The organism is Psychrobium sp. nBUS_13 (assembly GCF_051201665.1).
GTDB lineage: Bacteria > Pseudomonadota > Gammaproteobacteria > Enterobacterales > Psychrobiaceae > Psychrobium.
This window is the reverse complement of sequence record NZ_CP179210.1, coordinates 2,361,249-2,378,322: the sequence shown is the minus strand read 5'-3', so window position 1 is coordinate 2,378,322 and position 17,074 is coordinate 2,361,249. Positions and strand designations below refer to the sequence as shown.

At 39.4% G+C, this 17,074-nt stretch carries 15 protein-coding genes; 13 read left to right on the top strand and 2 right to left on the bottom strand.

Translation table 11 applies throughout. From position 1 onward, the window contains the following. The 6 genes from ACMAZF_RS10860 to ACMAZF_RS10835 are packed head-to-tail and all read left to right on the top strand — an operon-like array spanning position 1 to position 5,896. Complete coding sequence (locus tag ACMAZF_RS10860) at positions 1 to 876, top strand: CheR family methyltransferase (RefSeq protein WP_435273866.1); 876 nt, start codon at positions 1 to 3, stop codon at positions 874 to 876. Then, complete coding sequence (locus ACMAZF_RS10855) at positions 873 to 1,505, top strand: chemoreceptor glutamine deamidase CheD (protein ID WP_435273865.1); 633 nt, start codon at positions 873 to 875, stop codon at positions 1,503 to 1,505. The genes ACMAZF_RS10860 and ACMAZF_RS10855 overlap by 4 nt, the downstream gene beginning before the upstream one ends. A 16-nt stretch (positions 1,506 to 1,521) precedes the next feature. Beyond that, a complete protein-coding gene (locus tag ACMAZF_RS10850) occupies positions 1,522 to 2,601 on the top strand; it encodes a protein-glutamate methylesterase/protein-glutamine glutaminase (protein ID WP_435273864.1) in 1,080 nt (359 codons plus the stop codon). Continuing rightward, positions 2,588 to 3,829 (top strand): methyl-accepting chemotaxis protein, encoded by a 1,242-nt coding sequence (locus ACMAZF_RS10845; RefSeq protein ID WP_435273863.1) that lies wholly within the window; start codon positions 2,588 to 2,590, stop codon positions 3,827 to 3,829. Before ACMAZF_RS10850 ends, ACMAZF_RS10845 begins: the two co-directional genes overlap by 14 nt. Before the next feature lie 25 nt (positions 3,830 to 3,854). Next, positions 3,855 to 4,163: an STAS domain-containing protein gene (locus ACMAZF_RS10840; protein WP_435273862.1), complete on the top strand. Its 309-nt coding sequence runs from the start codon at positions 3,855 to 3,857 to the stop codon at positions 4,161 to 4,163. An 8-nt stretch (positions 4,164 to 4,171) separates the two neighbouring features. Further along, positions 4,172 to 5,896, top strand: a complete 1,725-nt coding sequence (locus ACMAZF_RS10835; protein WP_435273861.1) for a SpoIIE family protein phosphatase — start codon at positions 4,172 to 4,174, stop codon at positions 5,894 to 5,896. 15 nt (positions 5,897 to 5,911) lie between these two features. On the opposite strand, the gene ACMAZF_RS10830 is transcribed toward ACMAZF_RS10835, so the two are convergent. After that, on the bottom strand, positions 5,912 to 6,406 hold the full coding sequence (locus ACMAZF_RS10830; RefSeq protein ID WP_435273860.1) for a chemotaxis protein CheW: 495 nt from the start codon (positions 6,404 to 6,406) through the stop codon (positions 5,912 to 5,914). A gap of 243 nt (positions 6,407 to 6,649) precedes the next feature. Here ACMAZF_RS10830 and ACMAZF_RS10825 point away from each other — a divergent pair, with 243 nt between their 5' ends. Genes ACMAZF_RS10825 through ACMAZF_RS10815 form a run of 3 tightly spaced genes read left to right on the top strand, consistent with a single transcriptional unit; the run spans position 6,650 to position 9,724 of the window. Further along, positions 6,650 to 7,021 carry a response regulator gene (locus ACMAZF_RS10825; RefSeq protein WP_435273859.1) on the top strand — a complete coding sequence of 124 codons (372 nt, stop codon included), beginning with the start codon at positions 6,650 to 6,652 and terminating at the stop codon, positions 7,019 to 7,021. Continuing rightward, on the top strand, positions 7,018 to 7,641 hold the full coding sequence (locus ACMAZF_RS10820) for a chemotaxis protein CheC (protein ID WP_435273858.1): 624 nt from the start codon (positions 7,018 to 7,020) through the stop codon (positions 7,639 to 7,641). Before ACMAZF_RS10825 ends, ACMAZF_RS10820 begins: the two co-directional genes overlap by 4 nt. Next, a complete protein-coding gene (locus tag ACMAZF_RS10815; protein ID WP_435273857.1) occupies positions 7,634 to 9,724 on the top strand; it encodes an EAL domain-containing protein in 2,091 nt (696 codons plus the stop codon). The genes ACMAZF_RS10820 and ACMAZF_RS10815 overlap by 8 nt, the downstream gene beginning before the upstream one ends. A 45-nt stretch (positions 9,725 to 9,769) precedes the next feature. On the opposite strand, the gene ylqF is transcribed toward ACMAZF_RS10815, so the two are convergent. After that, positions 9,770 to 10,705: a ribosome biogenesis GTPase YlqF gene (gene ylqF / locus ACMAZF_RS10810; protein WP_435273856.1), complete on the bottom strand. Its 936-nt coding sequence runs from the start codon at positions 10,703 to 10,705 to the stop codon at positions 9,770 to 9,772. 544 nt (positions 10,706 to 11,249) lie between these two features. Between ylqF and ACMAZF_RS10805 the strand changes: the two genes are divergently transcribed. The 4 genes from ACMAZF_RS10805 (at position 11,250) to ACMAZF_RS10790 (ending at position 17,030) form a co-directional block, all read left to right on the top strand. Then, positions 11,250 to 13,499 carry a type I secretion system permease/ATPase gene (locus ACMAZF_RS10805; RefSeq protein ID WP_435273855.1) on the top strand — a complete coding sequence of 750 codons (2,250 nt, stop codon included), beginning with the start codon at positions 11,250 to 11,252 and terminating at the stop codon, positions 13,497 to 13,499. After that, positions 13,499 to 14,911, top strand: a complete 1,413-nt coding sequence (locus ACMAZF_RS10800; RefSeq protein WP_435273854.1) for an HlyD family type I secretion periplasmic adaptor subunit — start codon at positions 13,499 to 13,501, stop codon at positions 14,909 to 14,911. Before ACMAZF_RS10805 ends, ACMAZF_RS10800 begins: the two co-directional genes overlap by 1 nt. Positions 14,912 to 15,028: 117 nt before the next feature. Further along, positions 15,029 to 15,889, top strand: coding sequence for a hypothetical protein (locus tag ACMAZF_RS10795; RefSeq protein ID WP_435273853.1), 861 nt, complete (start codon positions 15,029 to 15,031; stop codon positions 15,887 to 15,889). Between the two features lie 25 nt (positions 15,890 to 15,914). Continuing rightward, complete coding sequence (locus tag ACMAZF_RS10790) at positions 15,915 to 17,030, top strand: HlyD family type I secretion periplasmic adaptor subunit (RefSeq protein ID WP_435273852.1); 1,116 nt, start codon at positions 15,915 to 15,917, stop codon at positions 17,028 to 17,030. Positions 17,031 to 17,074 lie beyond the last annotated feature (44 nt).

Genomic DNA, 17,074 nt, shown 5'->3' with positions numbered 1-17,074 from the left:
ATGGATCCAGTTAAACTTGGGCAAGGAAAAGGACTTTCCACTCTCAATGATCGAGAGAGAGAGTTTCCTTATCAACAAGCTGATTTTGAACATGTTCGTCAAAAGATATATAACCATGCAGGTATATCGTTGGCAGATCATAAAAAAGATCTCGTATATAACCGTCTGGTGAGGCGGTTACGTGCCCTTAAACTTGATTCATTTAAAGGTTACCTTGAGTATCTAGACAGTGCTCCCACAGAAATGTCGCAGTTTGTTAATGCGATGACAACTAACCTCACATCTTTTTATCGAGAAGCGCATCATTTTGAATATTTAAGCAATATTTATATTCCACAACTAGCCAAGTCTGGTCAGCGTAAGTTACGTATTTGGTCATCAGCATGTTCCGTCGGAGAAGAGCCCTACAGTATTGCCATTAGTTTATTGGAAGCAGGTATTTCAATGGAACAATGGGACATAAAGATATTAGCAACAGACATAGACACCGATGTACTAGCAACGGCTAAAGAAGGTATCTACCCGATTAACCGGGTTGATAGTTTATCGCTGGCAAGAAAAAAGTTAGGTTTTTTACGAGGAAAAGATCGTCATAGCGACAAAGTAATCGTTAAGCCTTCGTTAAAAGAGTTATTGCATTTTGAGCATTGTAACTTGATGGAATCATGGGATATTCAAGAAAAACTTGATGTAATTTTTTGCCGTAACGTTATGATTTATTTTGATAAAGAGACCCAGACAAGACTTCTGGATCGTATGACAGGATTATTAAAACCTGGTGGCATGCTATTTATTGGTCATTCTGAGTCACCGGCAAGATCTATGAAAGACTATCAGCTACTCGGTCGTACAATGTATCAAAAGCGACAAGCATGAATTCGGGCATAAAAGAGATGCAGGCACCAATACACACGTTGCCACAATATCCTGAATTTAAGCATATACGTCAATTTTGGATGCCCAAACGTAAGCGTGTTGCAGTAAAGGTAGTTGCTGGCGACTTTTACGTATCTTGTCAGGATGAAGTGATATGTACCGTACTCGGTTCATGTGTTTCTACTTGTATTCGAGACGTTAAGACCGGCGTCGGTGGTATTAATCATTTTTTACTGCCTGATGCCGATTGCGACATCTTATCGTCATCAAATCGCTATGGTGTTTTTGCCATGGAGCAATTAATTAACTCGATTATTAAGTACGGTGGTCGCCGCGAAAACTTTGAGATTAAGGTTGTTGGTGGTGGCAATATGATGGCGGGTCCTAATGACATTGGTTTGCGTAATATTGAATTTGTGGAGCAATTTTTAAAGACAGAAGGTCTGGCAGTAAGTGCACGGGATGTTGGAGGCCTACAAGCCAGAAAAATCCAGTATATTGCAAAGACAGGGCAGTTAATGGTGCAGAAGCTCAAAGATAGCAATAACGCACGAACGATGGCGTTAGAGCTTGAGAACCAAAGAAATATTCAACAACAAGCAAATGATGACATTGAATTGTTTGATTAGGGAAGAGTGAAATAACGTGATTAAAATTCTCATTGTTGATGATTCGAAATTAGTTAGAGAGATTGTGTCTGAAGTCATTACAAACTTTTCAGATATGACAGTGGTGGGCGCTGCAAAAGATGCGTTTGAAGCACGAGAGCTGATTAAGAAACTTGATCCGGATGTGGTGACATTGGATGTAGAGATGCCGAAAATGGATGGCATAACCTTTTTGAAAAACTTAATGCGACTACGGCCAATGCCAGTCGTCATGTTGTCAACGCTCACTCAACAAGGGGCTGACACGACGTTAGAGGCGTTAGCTTGTGGCGCTGTTGATTTTATATCCAAGCCTCGTTCTAGCGCATTATTAAACGACTTAACGCAATTTAGTGATGAGCTTTACCAAAAGTTAAAACTTGCCTCTACTGTTAACGTCAAAAAAGTTGGTAGCAATCAGAGGAAGGCGCTGATAAATGCTGATTTTGAGCCACTACACATTAAGCATCATATTATCGCACTCGGCGCTTCAACTGGGGGGACAGAGGCATTACGTGATGTATTGTCAATGCTACCGGAAAATTCGCCTGCCGTGGTGGTGACACAGCACATTCCCGAAAGCTTTAGTCGTCGATTTGCACTGAGATTGGGCGAATGTTGTAAAATGACCGTGCATGAAGCTAAAGATGGCCAGTTAATTGAACCAGGAAATATTTATATAGCGCCAGGCTCTCATCATTTAGTCATCGAGCAGGTTAATGATCATTATCGTTGTTGGTTAGATGACTCTGCGCCATACAACAGGCATAAGCCGTCAGTTGATATTATGTTTCAATCACTTGTGCAATTGAAGACCGTGAATGTTTACGCCGCCTTGTTGACAGGAATGGGCAGTGACGGAGCTAATGGTTTAAAGACATTAAAGGATAATGGGCATTATACCGCCATTCAAAATAAAGCAACCAGCATGATCTGGGGAATGCCGGGTGCTGCGTTCTTACTCGATGCTCATCGCAAAGATTTACCTATCTCGCAAATCGCTCCTGAGTTAATAAAACAAGTCCATGAAACTCTCCACGACTCTAAAATGGTAAGGAAGTCCAATGAATCGGCATAATGAAATCTTATTTATTAGTCAGATTGTTTGTATCGCTGTCATTGGTGTTTGTGTGTTTGGGCATGTAGCCGATTGGTATCTCTATATTGGGCTTACTACCTTAATTGTGTTGCAAGTTTTACAATGTGTATTGCATCGTCAGTTTATGGATACTGTTTTTGCTAACGCAAATATTACAATAGACTCTAAATCGTCATCAAATGTGGTCAGTCAAGACATAGAAAATAAACTGGGGGAAATGTTTGTTGAGTTAGAGCAGACATTTTCTTGCGAGCGACAGGTGATTGGGAATGAAATAAACCGGACCTCAGGATTGTTGAGTGAAGCTGTGGTTGGCATGAGTGAATCTTTCCATAACATGAAAAGCATTAGTGATCGTCAGCATTCCCTACTATCTACTCTCGTAAATCATGAGCAAGGTAATGATGACGATAATCCATCTAAAACAGCGGATTTTGAAAAAGAGTTGACGTTCCATGAATTTCTTGAAAACTCTTCACGTCTTACCAATGAGTTTGTGCAAGTGGTCATTAATAATTCCAAACAAAGCCTCAAAACGCTAAGTCACATCGATAATATGGTTAAGCAAGTAGACAGTATTTTTAGCTTACTCCATAATGTTGAGGGTTTGGCAAACCGTACAAATTTACTCGCATTAAATGCAAGTATTGAGGCTGCACGAGCGGGGGAAGTCGGTCGTGGTTTTGCGGTTGTCGCCGATGAAGTACGGTCCTTATCTATTAGTTCTTCTGAATTAAACGAACAAATCCGCGGAAAAATCAGCGGCGCCAAGATAACTATTGAATCATTACGTAGCGGTGTTGAAGAGATGGCGTCAGCTGATATGTCTCAAACTTTTGAAACACAATCAAAAATTAACGAAATGACTGGAAAAATGGGGCTAATTAGCCGTAACATGGAAGCAAGTATTATTGAGTTAACAACAATGAGTAATGAGATGGATACCGCTGTAGGCAATGCAGTACGTTCATTACAATTTGAAGACATGACTTCGCAAGCACTAGCGTCTATTTCAACTAACATTGAGCAGTTTGATGCCTTAAGTCAACAGCTTCACGATGTCGGTGGCAGTGGTGACTCAATGTTTGTAAAAGTCGATAAAATTAACACTGTTTGTCAGGCAGTTAGAAAGCATACCACCAGTATTGGAGAGCATCGTACCGTGTCTCAAGAGACAATGGACGAAGGCGAAATTGAATTGTTTTAATACCAAAATAGATTTAGGAGTTTTTATGCCAATCGTAAGTTCAACATCATCTAATAGTAAAGATGTATTGATCACCGTGTCAGATCGTTTCGACTTTTCACAGTATAAATTATTTCGAGAAAGTTATTGTGAATGTAATACCCCAAGAACAGAGTTTAGATTAGATCTTAGCAGTGCCAATTATATGGATTCTTCAGCATTAGGTATGTTGCTACTACTTAAAGAGCACGCCGATAAAATCAAAGGTAAGATTATTATTGAGCGTCCGAATGATTCAATTAATAAGGTGCTTGAGATTGCTCAGTTTCACCATTTAATGGAGATTGTCCGCTAAGTACGGTTATGATGATGCAGTCGCAAAACAGGGATATCCTGATAATCGATTCGAATCAAGATAACGTTGAGCGCCTGACTCAGATTATTAGTGAGGAAGGCTTCTCGGTATCAAGTGCTCAAAACGGTATGCAAGGATTAGTAAAATTTTATCAGCATAAACCGGATCTTGTGCTCATTGATTTTCACGCCGAAGGCATGAGCGCAATCGAAACATGTCGTCAAATTAAGGCGCTGGCAACCAATGTGTTTGTACCAGTATTGATGATTTCAACCTACCTCGATGATGAACAAATTAGCACCTGTGTTGAAGCCGGTGCTGATGATATTGTATTTAGACCATTTTCACTGGCAATATTTCGTTCAAAAATTTACGCGATGTTTCGCATTGCAAACCTCTACAGTAAACTTTATACCCTAACATCAGAGCGTCAAAACGATGAGGAATTGGCAGAACAGCTGTTTAGTACCGTTGTCGAAAAGGGCAACGTTGCCAAAGAGCATATTAGTATATTTAAGCGCTCTGCCGAAACATTTAGTGGTGATGTCCAATTAACCGCTCTTTGTCCTAATGGTGATATTAATGTGCTATTGGGGGATTTTACAGGACATGGTTTGAGCTCCGCAATCGGTGCGATACCGTTAGCTGATACGTTTAGAGTAATGACGGATAAAGGGTATTCTCCGTTAGAAATTATTAAGCAAATAAATCGGAAAATGCATCAACTGCTGCCGACGCATATGTTCCTAGCAATGACAATGGTGAGTTTATCTGTCAACGAACAAATTGCTTATATTTGGAATGCCGGTATGGAAGACTCATTTGTCTTTGATTCTAAAACGGGAGAGCTAAGGCAACGCATCGGATCTTTTCATCCACCGCTTGGTATATCAGCCAATCTTTTATTGGATATTAGACCTGAAGTGATTCCGTTAACAAAAGACGACAGAATTATTTTATATAGTGATGGCATTGTTGAGGCGAGAAATGCACAAGGGGACTTTTTTGGGGAACAACGTTTCATAGAGGCAACCCAACAAGGGTTTGTAGATAATGATGTCAAAGGGCATATTATTGCGGCGTTAGAGGTATTTTGTGAAGACTTACCGCAAGATGATGATATCTCTCTGGTAGACATTAACTGTGATGTCTCGCTATATCAGACACTCTTTCCTGTCGCTGAAAGCGAAAAAGAAAAAATTCTCAATAGCTCTATTGAAGACGAATTTACGGGGAGATGGTCGTGGCAGATGGCACTAATGGGCGAGAAACTGGCAACTGTTAATCCTATTCCAATTATTATCAATCAGATTAATGAAATGGAAGGGCCTGGCGACCAGTGGCATGGTCTATATACGGTATTGGCTGAGCTCTATGTTAACGCATTAGATCACGGCGTTTTAGACCTTGATTCAAGTTTGAAAAATTCACCTGAAGGGTTTGCACAGTATTTTCAAAAGAAAGAAGAACGACTTGCACTCTTGGGGAACGGTTACATTAAAATTAAGCTTGAATATACCTCCACCGATCAAGGAGGAACACTTGATATCATGATGATTGATTCGGGGACTGGCTTTGAATTTACACCTTGGGTTGAAGAACTAGGTGATATTGAACTTGCTAAAAATGACTTTAGTGGCCGTGGTATCAAATTAGTCACTGAGCTTTGTCAAAAGCTCAGCTACCATGAGAACGGCAGTGCGGTAAAAGCCACTTACACATGGAACAAATAACCAATTAGAACGACGTTAGATTGCCGCCTTAAGCTGTTCTAATTGCGTTTCACTGAGTAACTTATTCACATCAAGAAGTAATACTAAGCGTTCATCCACTTCCACTAATCCTTGAATATAGGCCACATCAATAAAGCCTCCGACGGTAGGCTTGTCACGAATGTCCTTATGATTGACCGCATGTGTATCAGACACTGAATCAACGACTATGCCAATAACATTTTGGGCATCATCACCAACAATATTTAATAAAATAACTACGGTGGTGGGGCCATAGGGAATCGGTTCAAGTCCAAATTTTTCCCTTAAATCAATGATGGGTACGATATTTCCTCTTAAATGTAAAACGCCTTTGACGTAATTAGCTATTCCTGGAATGCTCGTAATATTGCTCCATTCACGAATTTCATTAACCATTAAAATATTGACACCGTATTCTTCATCATTTAATGAAAACGTTAAAATTTGTTCTGTGTCTGATTGAAGCCAGCTGCTGTGGTTAGTGTCCATATCTTTTTACCTAATTCCATTGTCTTTGAAGATTATTGAGTTGAACTAATAAAACTATTGAAGCATGAAAAGTGGATTGATCTCAATGTTTAGTATTGTTTTTCGTGAAAAAGTCTGTCTATTATATATATTAAATAGCTTAACCGTGCTCAAGGAACCAAAAGAGTAGTTTTGATAACGCAGTTAGTTAGTCCGTTAATGTGATTAACTCATTCAAATATTTTAGTCTCAAAGGAGAGAGAAATGGCAAAGCCTAAATCTGTATTAGTTGTTGATGATAGTCGTTTGACCCGTATGATGATTGTCAAAATGATCAAGACCCACCATAGTGATTGGCCAATTACTGAGGCCGCATCCGTTAGAGAGGCGCTTGAATGTGTTAACGCTCAGACGTTTGATTTCATTTCCCTAGATCATAATATGCCAGACGGTACGGGTTATGAGATTTTACCGCAAATTAATATCGCTCAGCCTGCTGCTCATATTGGAATATTTACCGCAAACATCCAAGCTGTTGTAAAACAGCGTTTTGAAGAGCTTGGCGCGACATTTTACGGTAAACCCATCAATGAAGCGATGATTCTACAGTTCACTGCTGATGGAGGACAATCATGACATCAGAAATTTTTACTGAAGATTATTGCGATACCTTATGTGAATTATTCAATATTGGGATGGGGCGAGCCGCGGTGTCATTTAGCGAAATGGTCAACGACGAAGTCCTATTGACGGTTCCGTCATTAAAAGCAGTTGATTTCAATACCGCAATGGAACTGTTTCAATGTATTTCTCCAGGTAATGTAAATGCCGTTGAGCAATATTTTGAAGGGCGATTTTCGGGTAACGCATTTCTGTTTTTCAATGATGAATCGAGCTTACAACTGGTACGTAGTATTTTAGGTGAGGGCAATTGGGGTAGTGAACTTGGAGAATTAGAACAAGAAGCGTTAAAAGAAGTATCAAATATCATTCTGAATGCGTGTTTTGGTTGTATCGCCGATGTCCTTAACTGTGAACTTGAAAGCAGTGTGCCTGACTTAATTTGCGGTGAAATTAGTGATGTCTTTGATATTGAGCGGATGCGAATAGGTGAAGACCCATTAGTTCTTACTTTGTCGATGTCGTTTAGTTTGCCAAATAAAAAAATTACAGGCCAAGTAAGTTTAATAATGGCAAGTGACTCAATTAAACGCTTAATTACAGAGTTAGAGCGTTTTATGAGCTTGTATGTCTAAGGGGTTAAAAATTCATAATATTGTATTTGATAATACCAATTGTGGGCTAATTGTTATTGATAACGAAGGCATTATCGTCGATGTTAATCAATGGTTTGTGAAACATAGTGATAGACGAAAACTTGAATTAGTAAATCAAAATATTTTTGACTGTTTTGAATTAGGCAATGGATTGACCGTCAAACGAGCTATTGAGCAAGCGACAAATTATGGCATGTCATCGATTTTATCAAGTGCGTTGCATCCTAGGTTATTCCCTCTTTATGCGCGTGCTCATAAAAAAGATAAATTGATGGAACATACTTGTTATGTAAAGTCATATAGTGTCGATGGCACCCGCTTTGCTCTCATCCAAATTCATGATGTTACAGACTCAGTAATGAGAGAACGATTATTACGCAATCGTACCAAAGATTTGTCCATTTTTTCCTTAGCAGTTAAACACAGCCCTAGCGCTGTTGTTATCACTGATGCATTGGGTATCATCGAATATATTAATCCTAAGTTTACCGAAATAACAGACTTTGAAGGCTACGATTGCATTGGTCGACCGTATTTTAGTTTAGGGCGTCTATCTAATAATGAGAAGATTGAAGAAAACATTTGGCGAATGTTAGAGCAGCATCAAGAGTGGGTCGGCGAACGTTGTAATCTGAAGAAAGATGGCGAAAAGTATTGGGCAAACGAACATATTTATCCGATTCTTGATGGTGATAACTGCATTAGTCATTTTGTTGCAATGCAAGATGATGTGACTCAATTTAGAAATATTTCAAGAAAATTTAGCTATCAGGCAGCACATGATGCACTCACAGGTTTAATCAATCGACAAGAATTCGAGGGCATTCTTCGGGGGACTATTGACGGTAATAACGATGAACGTGATGTCCATTCGTTATGTTTTATAGATATTGATCAGTTTAAATTAATTAATGATACCTGTGGTCATATCGCCGGTGATGAACTGTTACGTCAAATATCTGTGTTATTTAATCGTCATTGTTCGACTGACGATACCTTAGCAAGAATTGGCGGTGACGAATTTGCACTACTACTTAATGGCCATGATATTTCTAAGGCTAAATTAATTTGCAAAATGCTTATTCAATTGGTTGAAGACTTTAGATTTCGTTGGAATGAACACGTTTTTAAACTGGGCGTTAGTATTGGTGTTACCGAAATTTCTAGCGAAAGCATCAACTACGTAGAAGCGATTAAACAAGCCGATAGTGCATGTTATGCCGCTAAAGATGCAGGCCGTAATCGATATCATATTTATCAAGAAAACGATAAAGTGCTTGCACAGCGCAAGGATGATACCTATTGGGCAACAAAGATTAATAGTGCGCTTGAAAATAATCGACTCGTTTTGTTCGCTCAGCCAATAGTTTCTTTGCAAGCAGACAAAAAAAATAGTCATGAAATTCTAGTACGGATGATTGATGATAACGGAAACTTAATACCTCCTGGGTTATTTCTACCTGCCGCTGAGCGATTCGATTTATCTCACCGAATTGATCAATGGGTAATTGATAATACGTTGTCGTGGTTATGTAAACATCATAATGATATTGACCATATCGACCATATATCCATTAATTTATCTGGTTTGTCGTTGAGTAATGAAATGTTGCTACAGCACATTATTAAAGCAATAAAGGCAAATAAGGTACAGGCTTCAAAACTTTCGTTTGAAATAACAGAAACGGCCGCCATTGCAAATTTAACGCACGCCAAACTATTTATCAGTGCGTTAAATGCTTATGGTTGTAAGTTTGCGTTAGATGATTTCGGGAGCGGGCTTTCATCATTTGCTTATCTTAAAAATTTAAAAGTCGATATGTTAAAAATAGACGGTATGTTTATTAAAGATATGCTTAAAGATCCGATTGATGAAGCAATGGTTAAATCAATTAATGATGTGGGCAAAGTCATGGGCATGGAAACTATTGCTGAATTTGTCGAAAATGACGAAATTCGTCAACGTCTTCAAGAAATAGGCATTAATTACGGGCAGGGATATGGGCTTGGAAAGCCAGTACCTATCGATGAAATAATAACTAAAAGCGTTGAGTTAATTTAATTAGAGAGTTTAGGGTAACTTTATTACCCTAAACGCTTAAAGTCTCTAACGACGGCGTTTTTTCTTTGGTTTCTTCTTTTTCACTTTTCCTTCAAGCGCTTCTTGAGCAAGTTTTTCTGCAACCTGAGCTTCTTCTACGACCGCCATTTGTGGCGTCTCTAAACATATCTTTCCAATAGTACCTTGTCGAAACTCATGCAGTAGAATTTCACACGTTTTGTGCATATCTACGCGGCCACCAGCACGTTTAAACCCGCGAACATTACCGATAGCTTCAATTAACTCCCAGTCGTTTTGCGGTAATTCATCGAGCTTATAGCGCTCTTTAATCATCAATGGATAGTCCTTTAAAAAATACTCGCCAGCGTATGACGCAATATCTTCGTATTCGAAAGCTGTATCTTTAATGGCACCCGTGATCGCCAATCGATAACCACTGTGATCATTGTGTACTTTTGGCCATAGAATGCCAGGCGTATCACACAGCACAATGCCATTTTTCAAATTAATGCGCTGCTGGCGTTTGGTAACTGCCGGTTCATTACCTGTTTTCGCAATGATTCGTCCAGCAAGGATATTGATGATAGTCGATTTACCGACGTTCGGGATCCCCATAATCATCGCACGAATATCCTTACCTGTTTCATCACGATGAGGTACTAGCTTGCGGCATAGTTCGAGAATTTTAGCGACTTGTGTCGGTTCATTCGCGGTTATTGCTAGCGATGAAATACCTTGTTGACTATTTAAGTGTTCCTGCCATTGAGCAACCACCTCGTCATCAGCTAAATCACATTTGTTGAGTACCTTAATTAGTGGCTTATCACCACGTAACTCATTGGCAAATGGGTTCTCACTAGAATAGGGAATTCGTGCGTCAACGACTTCGATAATAATATCGATTTGCCCCATGACTTCTGTCATTTCTTTACGGGCTTTGTGCATGTGACCGGGGAACCACTGAATACTTGTGCTAGCCATTTGATTTTGCTGCCTTTTTGTTTTTAACTTGATCTTGAGGGGTACGCTGTGGGGTACTAAAGATAAAAGTTAGAATGTGTTATAAATATATGTATAGATGTATTTTAACTGATGCCGTTTAATATATATATTAAAGAACACTCATTTCTAACAAAGAAATGATAACCAGTAAACTTATGATTAATACTTACTCAACTCATAATTAGACTGGTGAGTTTGTAATATGGAGGCGGGGGAGTTTTTATTTTGTATTTAAATTATTGTTTTTAAGTGCTTAGGCGGTTTATAGTTGTTAGCGTACTACTGTTAGTGCTTCTAATTTAAAACATCAAACGATTTCATATTACTTTTAATGTCAGGCCATTCATGAAGCATTTTGCTTTGCACATTAGCGCTATTTAATAAGGGGTTAATAATAAAGTGTTAGATATAACTTAAAGTAATTCTATATGATTAATATTTAATAGTAATTCTCATTCTCTTCTGCTAACGTACGATTTCTTAGGTGATAGGAACGCCAGTTTAGTTTTATTATGGAAGATGTATGGATACAGGTTTAAATTGTTTAGTTGCTATTGCGAGATTTCATCAGTTACCTGCAGAGCCAGAGCAATTATCACATGAGTTTGCAAAGCCATCTGAATATTTTTCAGATACAGAGCTATTACTTGCAGCTAAATCATTAACACTCAAAGCAAAGCACCTCACTTTACCACTTGCTGATATTAAAAATGCTTTACTTCCTGCTATAGCGAAAGCTAAAGATGGGAATTATTTCATTATAGCTAAAGCCTCAAGTGACAACTTAACTCAATGTAATAGTACAAATGAAAGCAATGGAGAAAGACACACTGTACTTATCCATGACCTAAGAGAGAATACCCCACGTTCTGTCTGTGTCGACGAATTCAATGAGATGTGGTCTGGTGAGCTGATCGCTGTTACTCGCCGCCATGGTTTAGCTGAACGCTTACAGCAGAAATTCGATATTTCTTGGTTTATTCCGTCTCTAGTTAAGTATCGTAAAATATTTGCTCAAGTTTTAATCGTTTCATTCTTTCTTCAAATATTTGCTCTAGTGACGCCATTATTTTTTCAAGTTGTAATGGACAAAGTACTCGTACATCGTGGATTCACAACATTAAATGTACTAGCTATTGGCTTCATTGTTGTAGTGGTATTTGAGGCACTGTTAGGTGGAATTCGCAACTATATTTTCAGCCATACTACCAATAGAGTCGATGTAGAGCTAGGTTCTAGACTATACAACCACCTAATGAGTTTACCGCTTGCTTACTTTGAGGCTAGGCAAGTGGGGCAAAATGTTGCTCGCGTTCGCGAGCTTGACACTATTCGAAACTTTATAACGGGTACCGCGCTCACACTCATCATTGACTTGTTCTTTGTCTTCGTCTTTGTTGCGGTGATGTGGTATTACAGTTCAGAACTGACTTGGATTGTATTAGCTACGATTCCTTGCTATGTCTTACTTTCTCTTTTTATTACGCCTATTCTTAAACGGCGTTTAGACGAAAAATTCAAGCATGGTGCCGCCAATACTGCGTTTCTGACAGAGTCTATCACGGGGATCGGTACTGTGAAATCTGTTGCGGTTGAACCTCAGATGCGCAGGAAGTTAGAAGATTATCTTTCAAGCTATGTACATGCCTCTTTTCGTAGTCAAAATTTGAGTAATGTAGCTAACCAGGTAGCTGGACTCATTAATAAATTAATGACGCTGGGTATTATTTGGATGGGTGCGCACTTGGTGATTAATGGCAGTATCACGGTTGGTCAATTAGTAGCATTTAATATGCTAGCTGGTCGAGTGAGTGGACCAATTCTCAAATTGGTTCAACTTTGGCAAGATTTTCAACAAGCTGGTATTTCTATTGCTCGTTTAGGAGATATTCTTAATACACCTAAAGAACCCGGCTTTAATCCTAATCGTTCGCGACTGCCTAAATTACAAGGAATCGTATCGTTAGAACATGTTAAGTTTCGCTATCGTCCAGACGGCCCTATCATATTGGAAGATATTAACCTTCACGTAAAACCCGGAGAGGTGATTGGTATTGTTGGTCGTTCTGGCTCTGGAAAGAGCACCATTACAAAACTTATGCAGCGCCTCTATATTCCCGAGTCTGGTCGCGTGTTATTAGATGGTGTCGATTTATCCATGGTGGATACTACTTGGTTGCGAAAGCAAATCGGTGTCGTACTTCAAGAGAACTTTCTATTTAACCGGACAATTCGCGAGAACATCGCACTGGCAGACCCTTCAACACCCATGGAGCGAGTGATAGCAGCAGCTAAAATGGCTGGTGCCCATGACTTTATCGTCGATTTGCAAGAAGGCTACGATAATATGGTTGGTGAACAAGGCAGTAACTTATCTGGAGGACAACGACAACGTCTAGCTATTGCAAGAGCATTAATCTCCAATCCCCGAATTTTGATTTTTGATGAGGCTACTAGCGCGTTAGATTATGAGTCCGAACGTATTGTGCAAGACAATATGGCAACTATTTGTAAAAACCGTACCGTATTTGTGATCGCACATCGATTAAGCACTGTGAAGCAATGTGACAGAATTATAGTGATGGACAAAGGAGCAATCGTTGAACAAGGCAACCATGAAGAATTAATTCGTCAGAATGGTTATTACGCCAAACTTAATAGTTATCAAAACGATACACCTAAAATTAAGCCTGAGAAAGAAGAGTCAGAGGTGCTTGAGAAGCCGTTGTTTCCAATAGAGCTTCAACCTGAATGTGTGGAGGGGAAATTGTAATGGGGGCGCTGACGATATTAAAAGATGCATGGGTTAATCGAGATAAGTTAGGTGATGATAATAAGTCACGTGAATTGGCGGCATTTTTACCGCCGGCTTTAGAAATCCAAGAAGCGCCGCCAAACCCGTTGGCTAGCTGGGTAGCAAGAAGTCTCATTTTATTACTGTCTATTGCTATTGCTTGGGCATGCATTGGTGAGGTAGATATTGTAGCTTCTGCTGAGGGAAAAATTATACCTAGCTCGCGCGTTAAACAAATTCAGCCATTAGAAAAGGGCATTGTAAAAGCTATTCATGTTACCGAAGGTCAGCATGTTATTAAGGGACAAGTGTTAATAGAGCTTGATGGCACGTTAACTCAGGCTGATAAAACAAGGCTTACCGCGGAATTATTAAATGCTAAATTTCAATATGCGATAAGTCGAACGCTGCTCAGGATGTTAGATGATTCATCACTTAGTAAAGCAACTCCTGACTTTTCTTCTTTGACTTTATTAGAGCCTCCAACGGTTAACGAATTAGATCTTTTACTGCATAAACAGTTGCTGTGGCAGCAGTGGCAGCAATATCAGGCGCAGTTAAAAAACCTCCAAAGTGCGTTTAAACGATCAAAAGCGCAACAGCAAGCTGTCAATGAAGTTATTCGAAAGCTAGAGCAGACGCTTCCCATTGTGACTACCCGTAGAAATTCGATTAAAAATCTGCAAGACAAACAATTTGCTTCGCAGAATACACTGTTGGAGTTAGAACAGGAATTAATTCAACAGACCCATGATCTCGCCGCTGAAAAACAGCGTTATCAACAAGCCGTAGCCGCCGCAGAAGAAGCATTTCAACAAATTGAGTTGTTAAAAGCGCAATCTCGTCGAGAACAATTAACAGCGACCATGGAAGCACAGCGACAAATTTCGGGATTACAAGAAGAACTTACCAAAGCCAATAACTTAAATGCACAACAAATACTTTATGCCCCCGTATCGGGACAGGTGCAAGAGTTAAAGGTAGCGACACTTGGCGGTGTGGTTACCGAAGCACAACAATTGATGCTAATTGTACCCAAAGAAGAGCGATTAGACGTTGAAGTCTTTTTGGAAAACAAAGACATCGGTTTTGTTGAAGAAGGCATGGCAACCGAGATAAAAATACACACCTTTCCCTTTACTAAATATGGCGTGATTGATGGTGAAGTTATGACAATTTCAGACGACGCCATTGTCGATGAAAAGCGTGGTCTTATTTATGGCATGCGAATAATGATGAAACGCAGCACCATTGAGGTGAATGTAAAAACCGTAAAGTTAATGCCTGGCATGGCGGTGACCACCGAGTTTAGAACTGGCAAACGCCGCATTATTGAATTCTTTTTAGCGCCGCTGTTAAAGGGAAGTGCCGAGAGTATTCGGGAAAGGTAATGTAATAACGAAGGTGTTTATATCTGATATTGCCAGTGCAATTATGATTACGATTATTATTTGAACTTAACGAATAAAGAGTAGATTACTATGCGAATATACAACTGTAACGATTGGATGAATTTTCATTATACGACCTTTATTAACGTTAATTCTAAAGGTATTAAACTGAAAGCCACGCTGTGGTGGTTAAGTATAGCAATGGTTAGCCTAAGTGGTTGTGGACCTTCTATCCCTCAGGAAGGTGATGTTGCAACATGGCGCGCGGCAAAACTTATTGTTAGAGCTGAGTTAGGACAACGACGAACACATGTGGTAAAAAATGAAAAATATGATAGTCGATTATATGCCCCTGCTTTTGAGAAGTTTATTGGGCAGTTTCCAATTGATTATGTACCCGAGCCATTTCCTCGTTTGACCCAACAAGAGTTTGATACTTTTGTAAATACCAAAAAGCCAAGGCATTTTTATAAGCGTTATTTTATTGAGTTTTATTTAATGCTTAATGGTGCCACGTCAGAAGCGACGGATAATATGGGCTATAAGAATGAATCAATGGATGATCCAAATCAAGTGAGGGTCATTGTCAAATCTGGTTATAAACGAGGGCCTAGGACTACAACAGGCGGGGTGAGGCGTGAAGCTCTTAATACCCGAGAACGATTTGAGACTGACATATTACCAAGGTTGGATATTAATACTAAAAAAACAAACCACGAAATGGATTGTTATGGTAGTGGCACCAAATACTGTTTTGGTGAATCTGAGCATCCATTAGTGTCAGCTTTTTTTTTCTTTGAATCCGTATACCCGGAAAGTAACATAATGATTGAATATCAAGAGTTTATATACGGGGGGGTTAAAGTTGTTGCCTTTACCGATAGAAGAAATGCTCGCCATGTCAAAGAGATAGACACCGCCATTTGGCGGCTACTTGATGCTTGGAATGTAGCGCCACTACCAACAGATACTAAATAGTAATTACTTTTAAAGGACTAAAAAGATGACCATTAAATTTTCAAGTGCACAATTGGCTGAGATGATAGTCAAGTTTCAATTAAACACTCCTGAGGCTAACTATAGTGGATTCTATCACTATATTGCCGAAAACTTTGGAGACCAATTAGACAGTGATCATGTTTATTGGTTTGAGCAATTAGATGATTCATCAGGTAGTAAAGCAACTCTTGACTTTTCTTCTTTGACTTTATTAGAGTCTCCAACAGTTAATGAATTAGATCTTTTACTGCATAAACAGTTGCTGTGGCAGCAATGGCAGCAATATCAGGCGCAGTTAAAAAACCTCCAAAGTGCGTTTAAACGTTCAAAAGCACAACAGCAAGCTGTCAATGAAGTTATTCGAAAGCTAGAGCAGACGCTCCCCATTGTGACTACCCGTAGAAATTCGATTAAAAACCTGCAAGACAAACAATTTGCTTCGCAGAATACACTGTTGGAGTTAGAACAGGAATTAATTCAACAGACCCATGATCTCGCCGCTGAAAAACAGCGTTATCAACAAGCCGTAGCCGCCGCAGAAGAAGCATTTCAACAAATTGAGTTGTTAAAAGCGCAATCTCGTCGAGAACAATTAACAGCGACGATGGAAGCACAGCGACAAATTTCGGGGTTACAAGAAGAACTTACCAAAGCCAATAACTTAAATGCACAACAAATACTTTATGCCCCTGTATCGGGACAGGTGCAAGAGTTAAAAGTAGCGACACTTGGCGGTGTGGTTACCGAAGCACAACAATTGATGTTAATTGTCCCCAAAGAAGAGCGATTAGACGTTGAAGTCTTTTTAGAAAACAAAGACATCGGTTTTGTTGAAGAAGGCATGGCAACCGAGATAAAAATACACACCTTTCCCTTTACTAAATATGGCGTGATTGATGGTGAAGTTATGACAATTTCAGACGACGCCATTGTCGATGAAAAACGCGGTCTTATTTATGGTATGCGAATCATGATGAAGCGCAGCACCATTGAGGTGAACGGTAAAACCGTAAAGCTAATGCCCGGCATGAGCGTCACCACCGAGTTTAGAACCGGTAAACGCCGCATTATTGAATTCTTTTTAGCGCCATTGTTAAAGGGCAGTGCTGAGAGTATTTGAGAAAGATAAAAATGTTAATGAGAGTTGATGTCGTAACAAAGCCT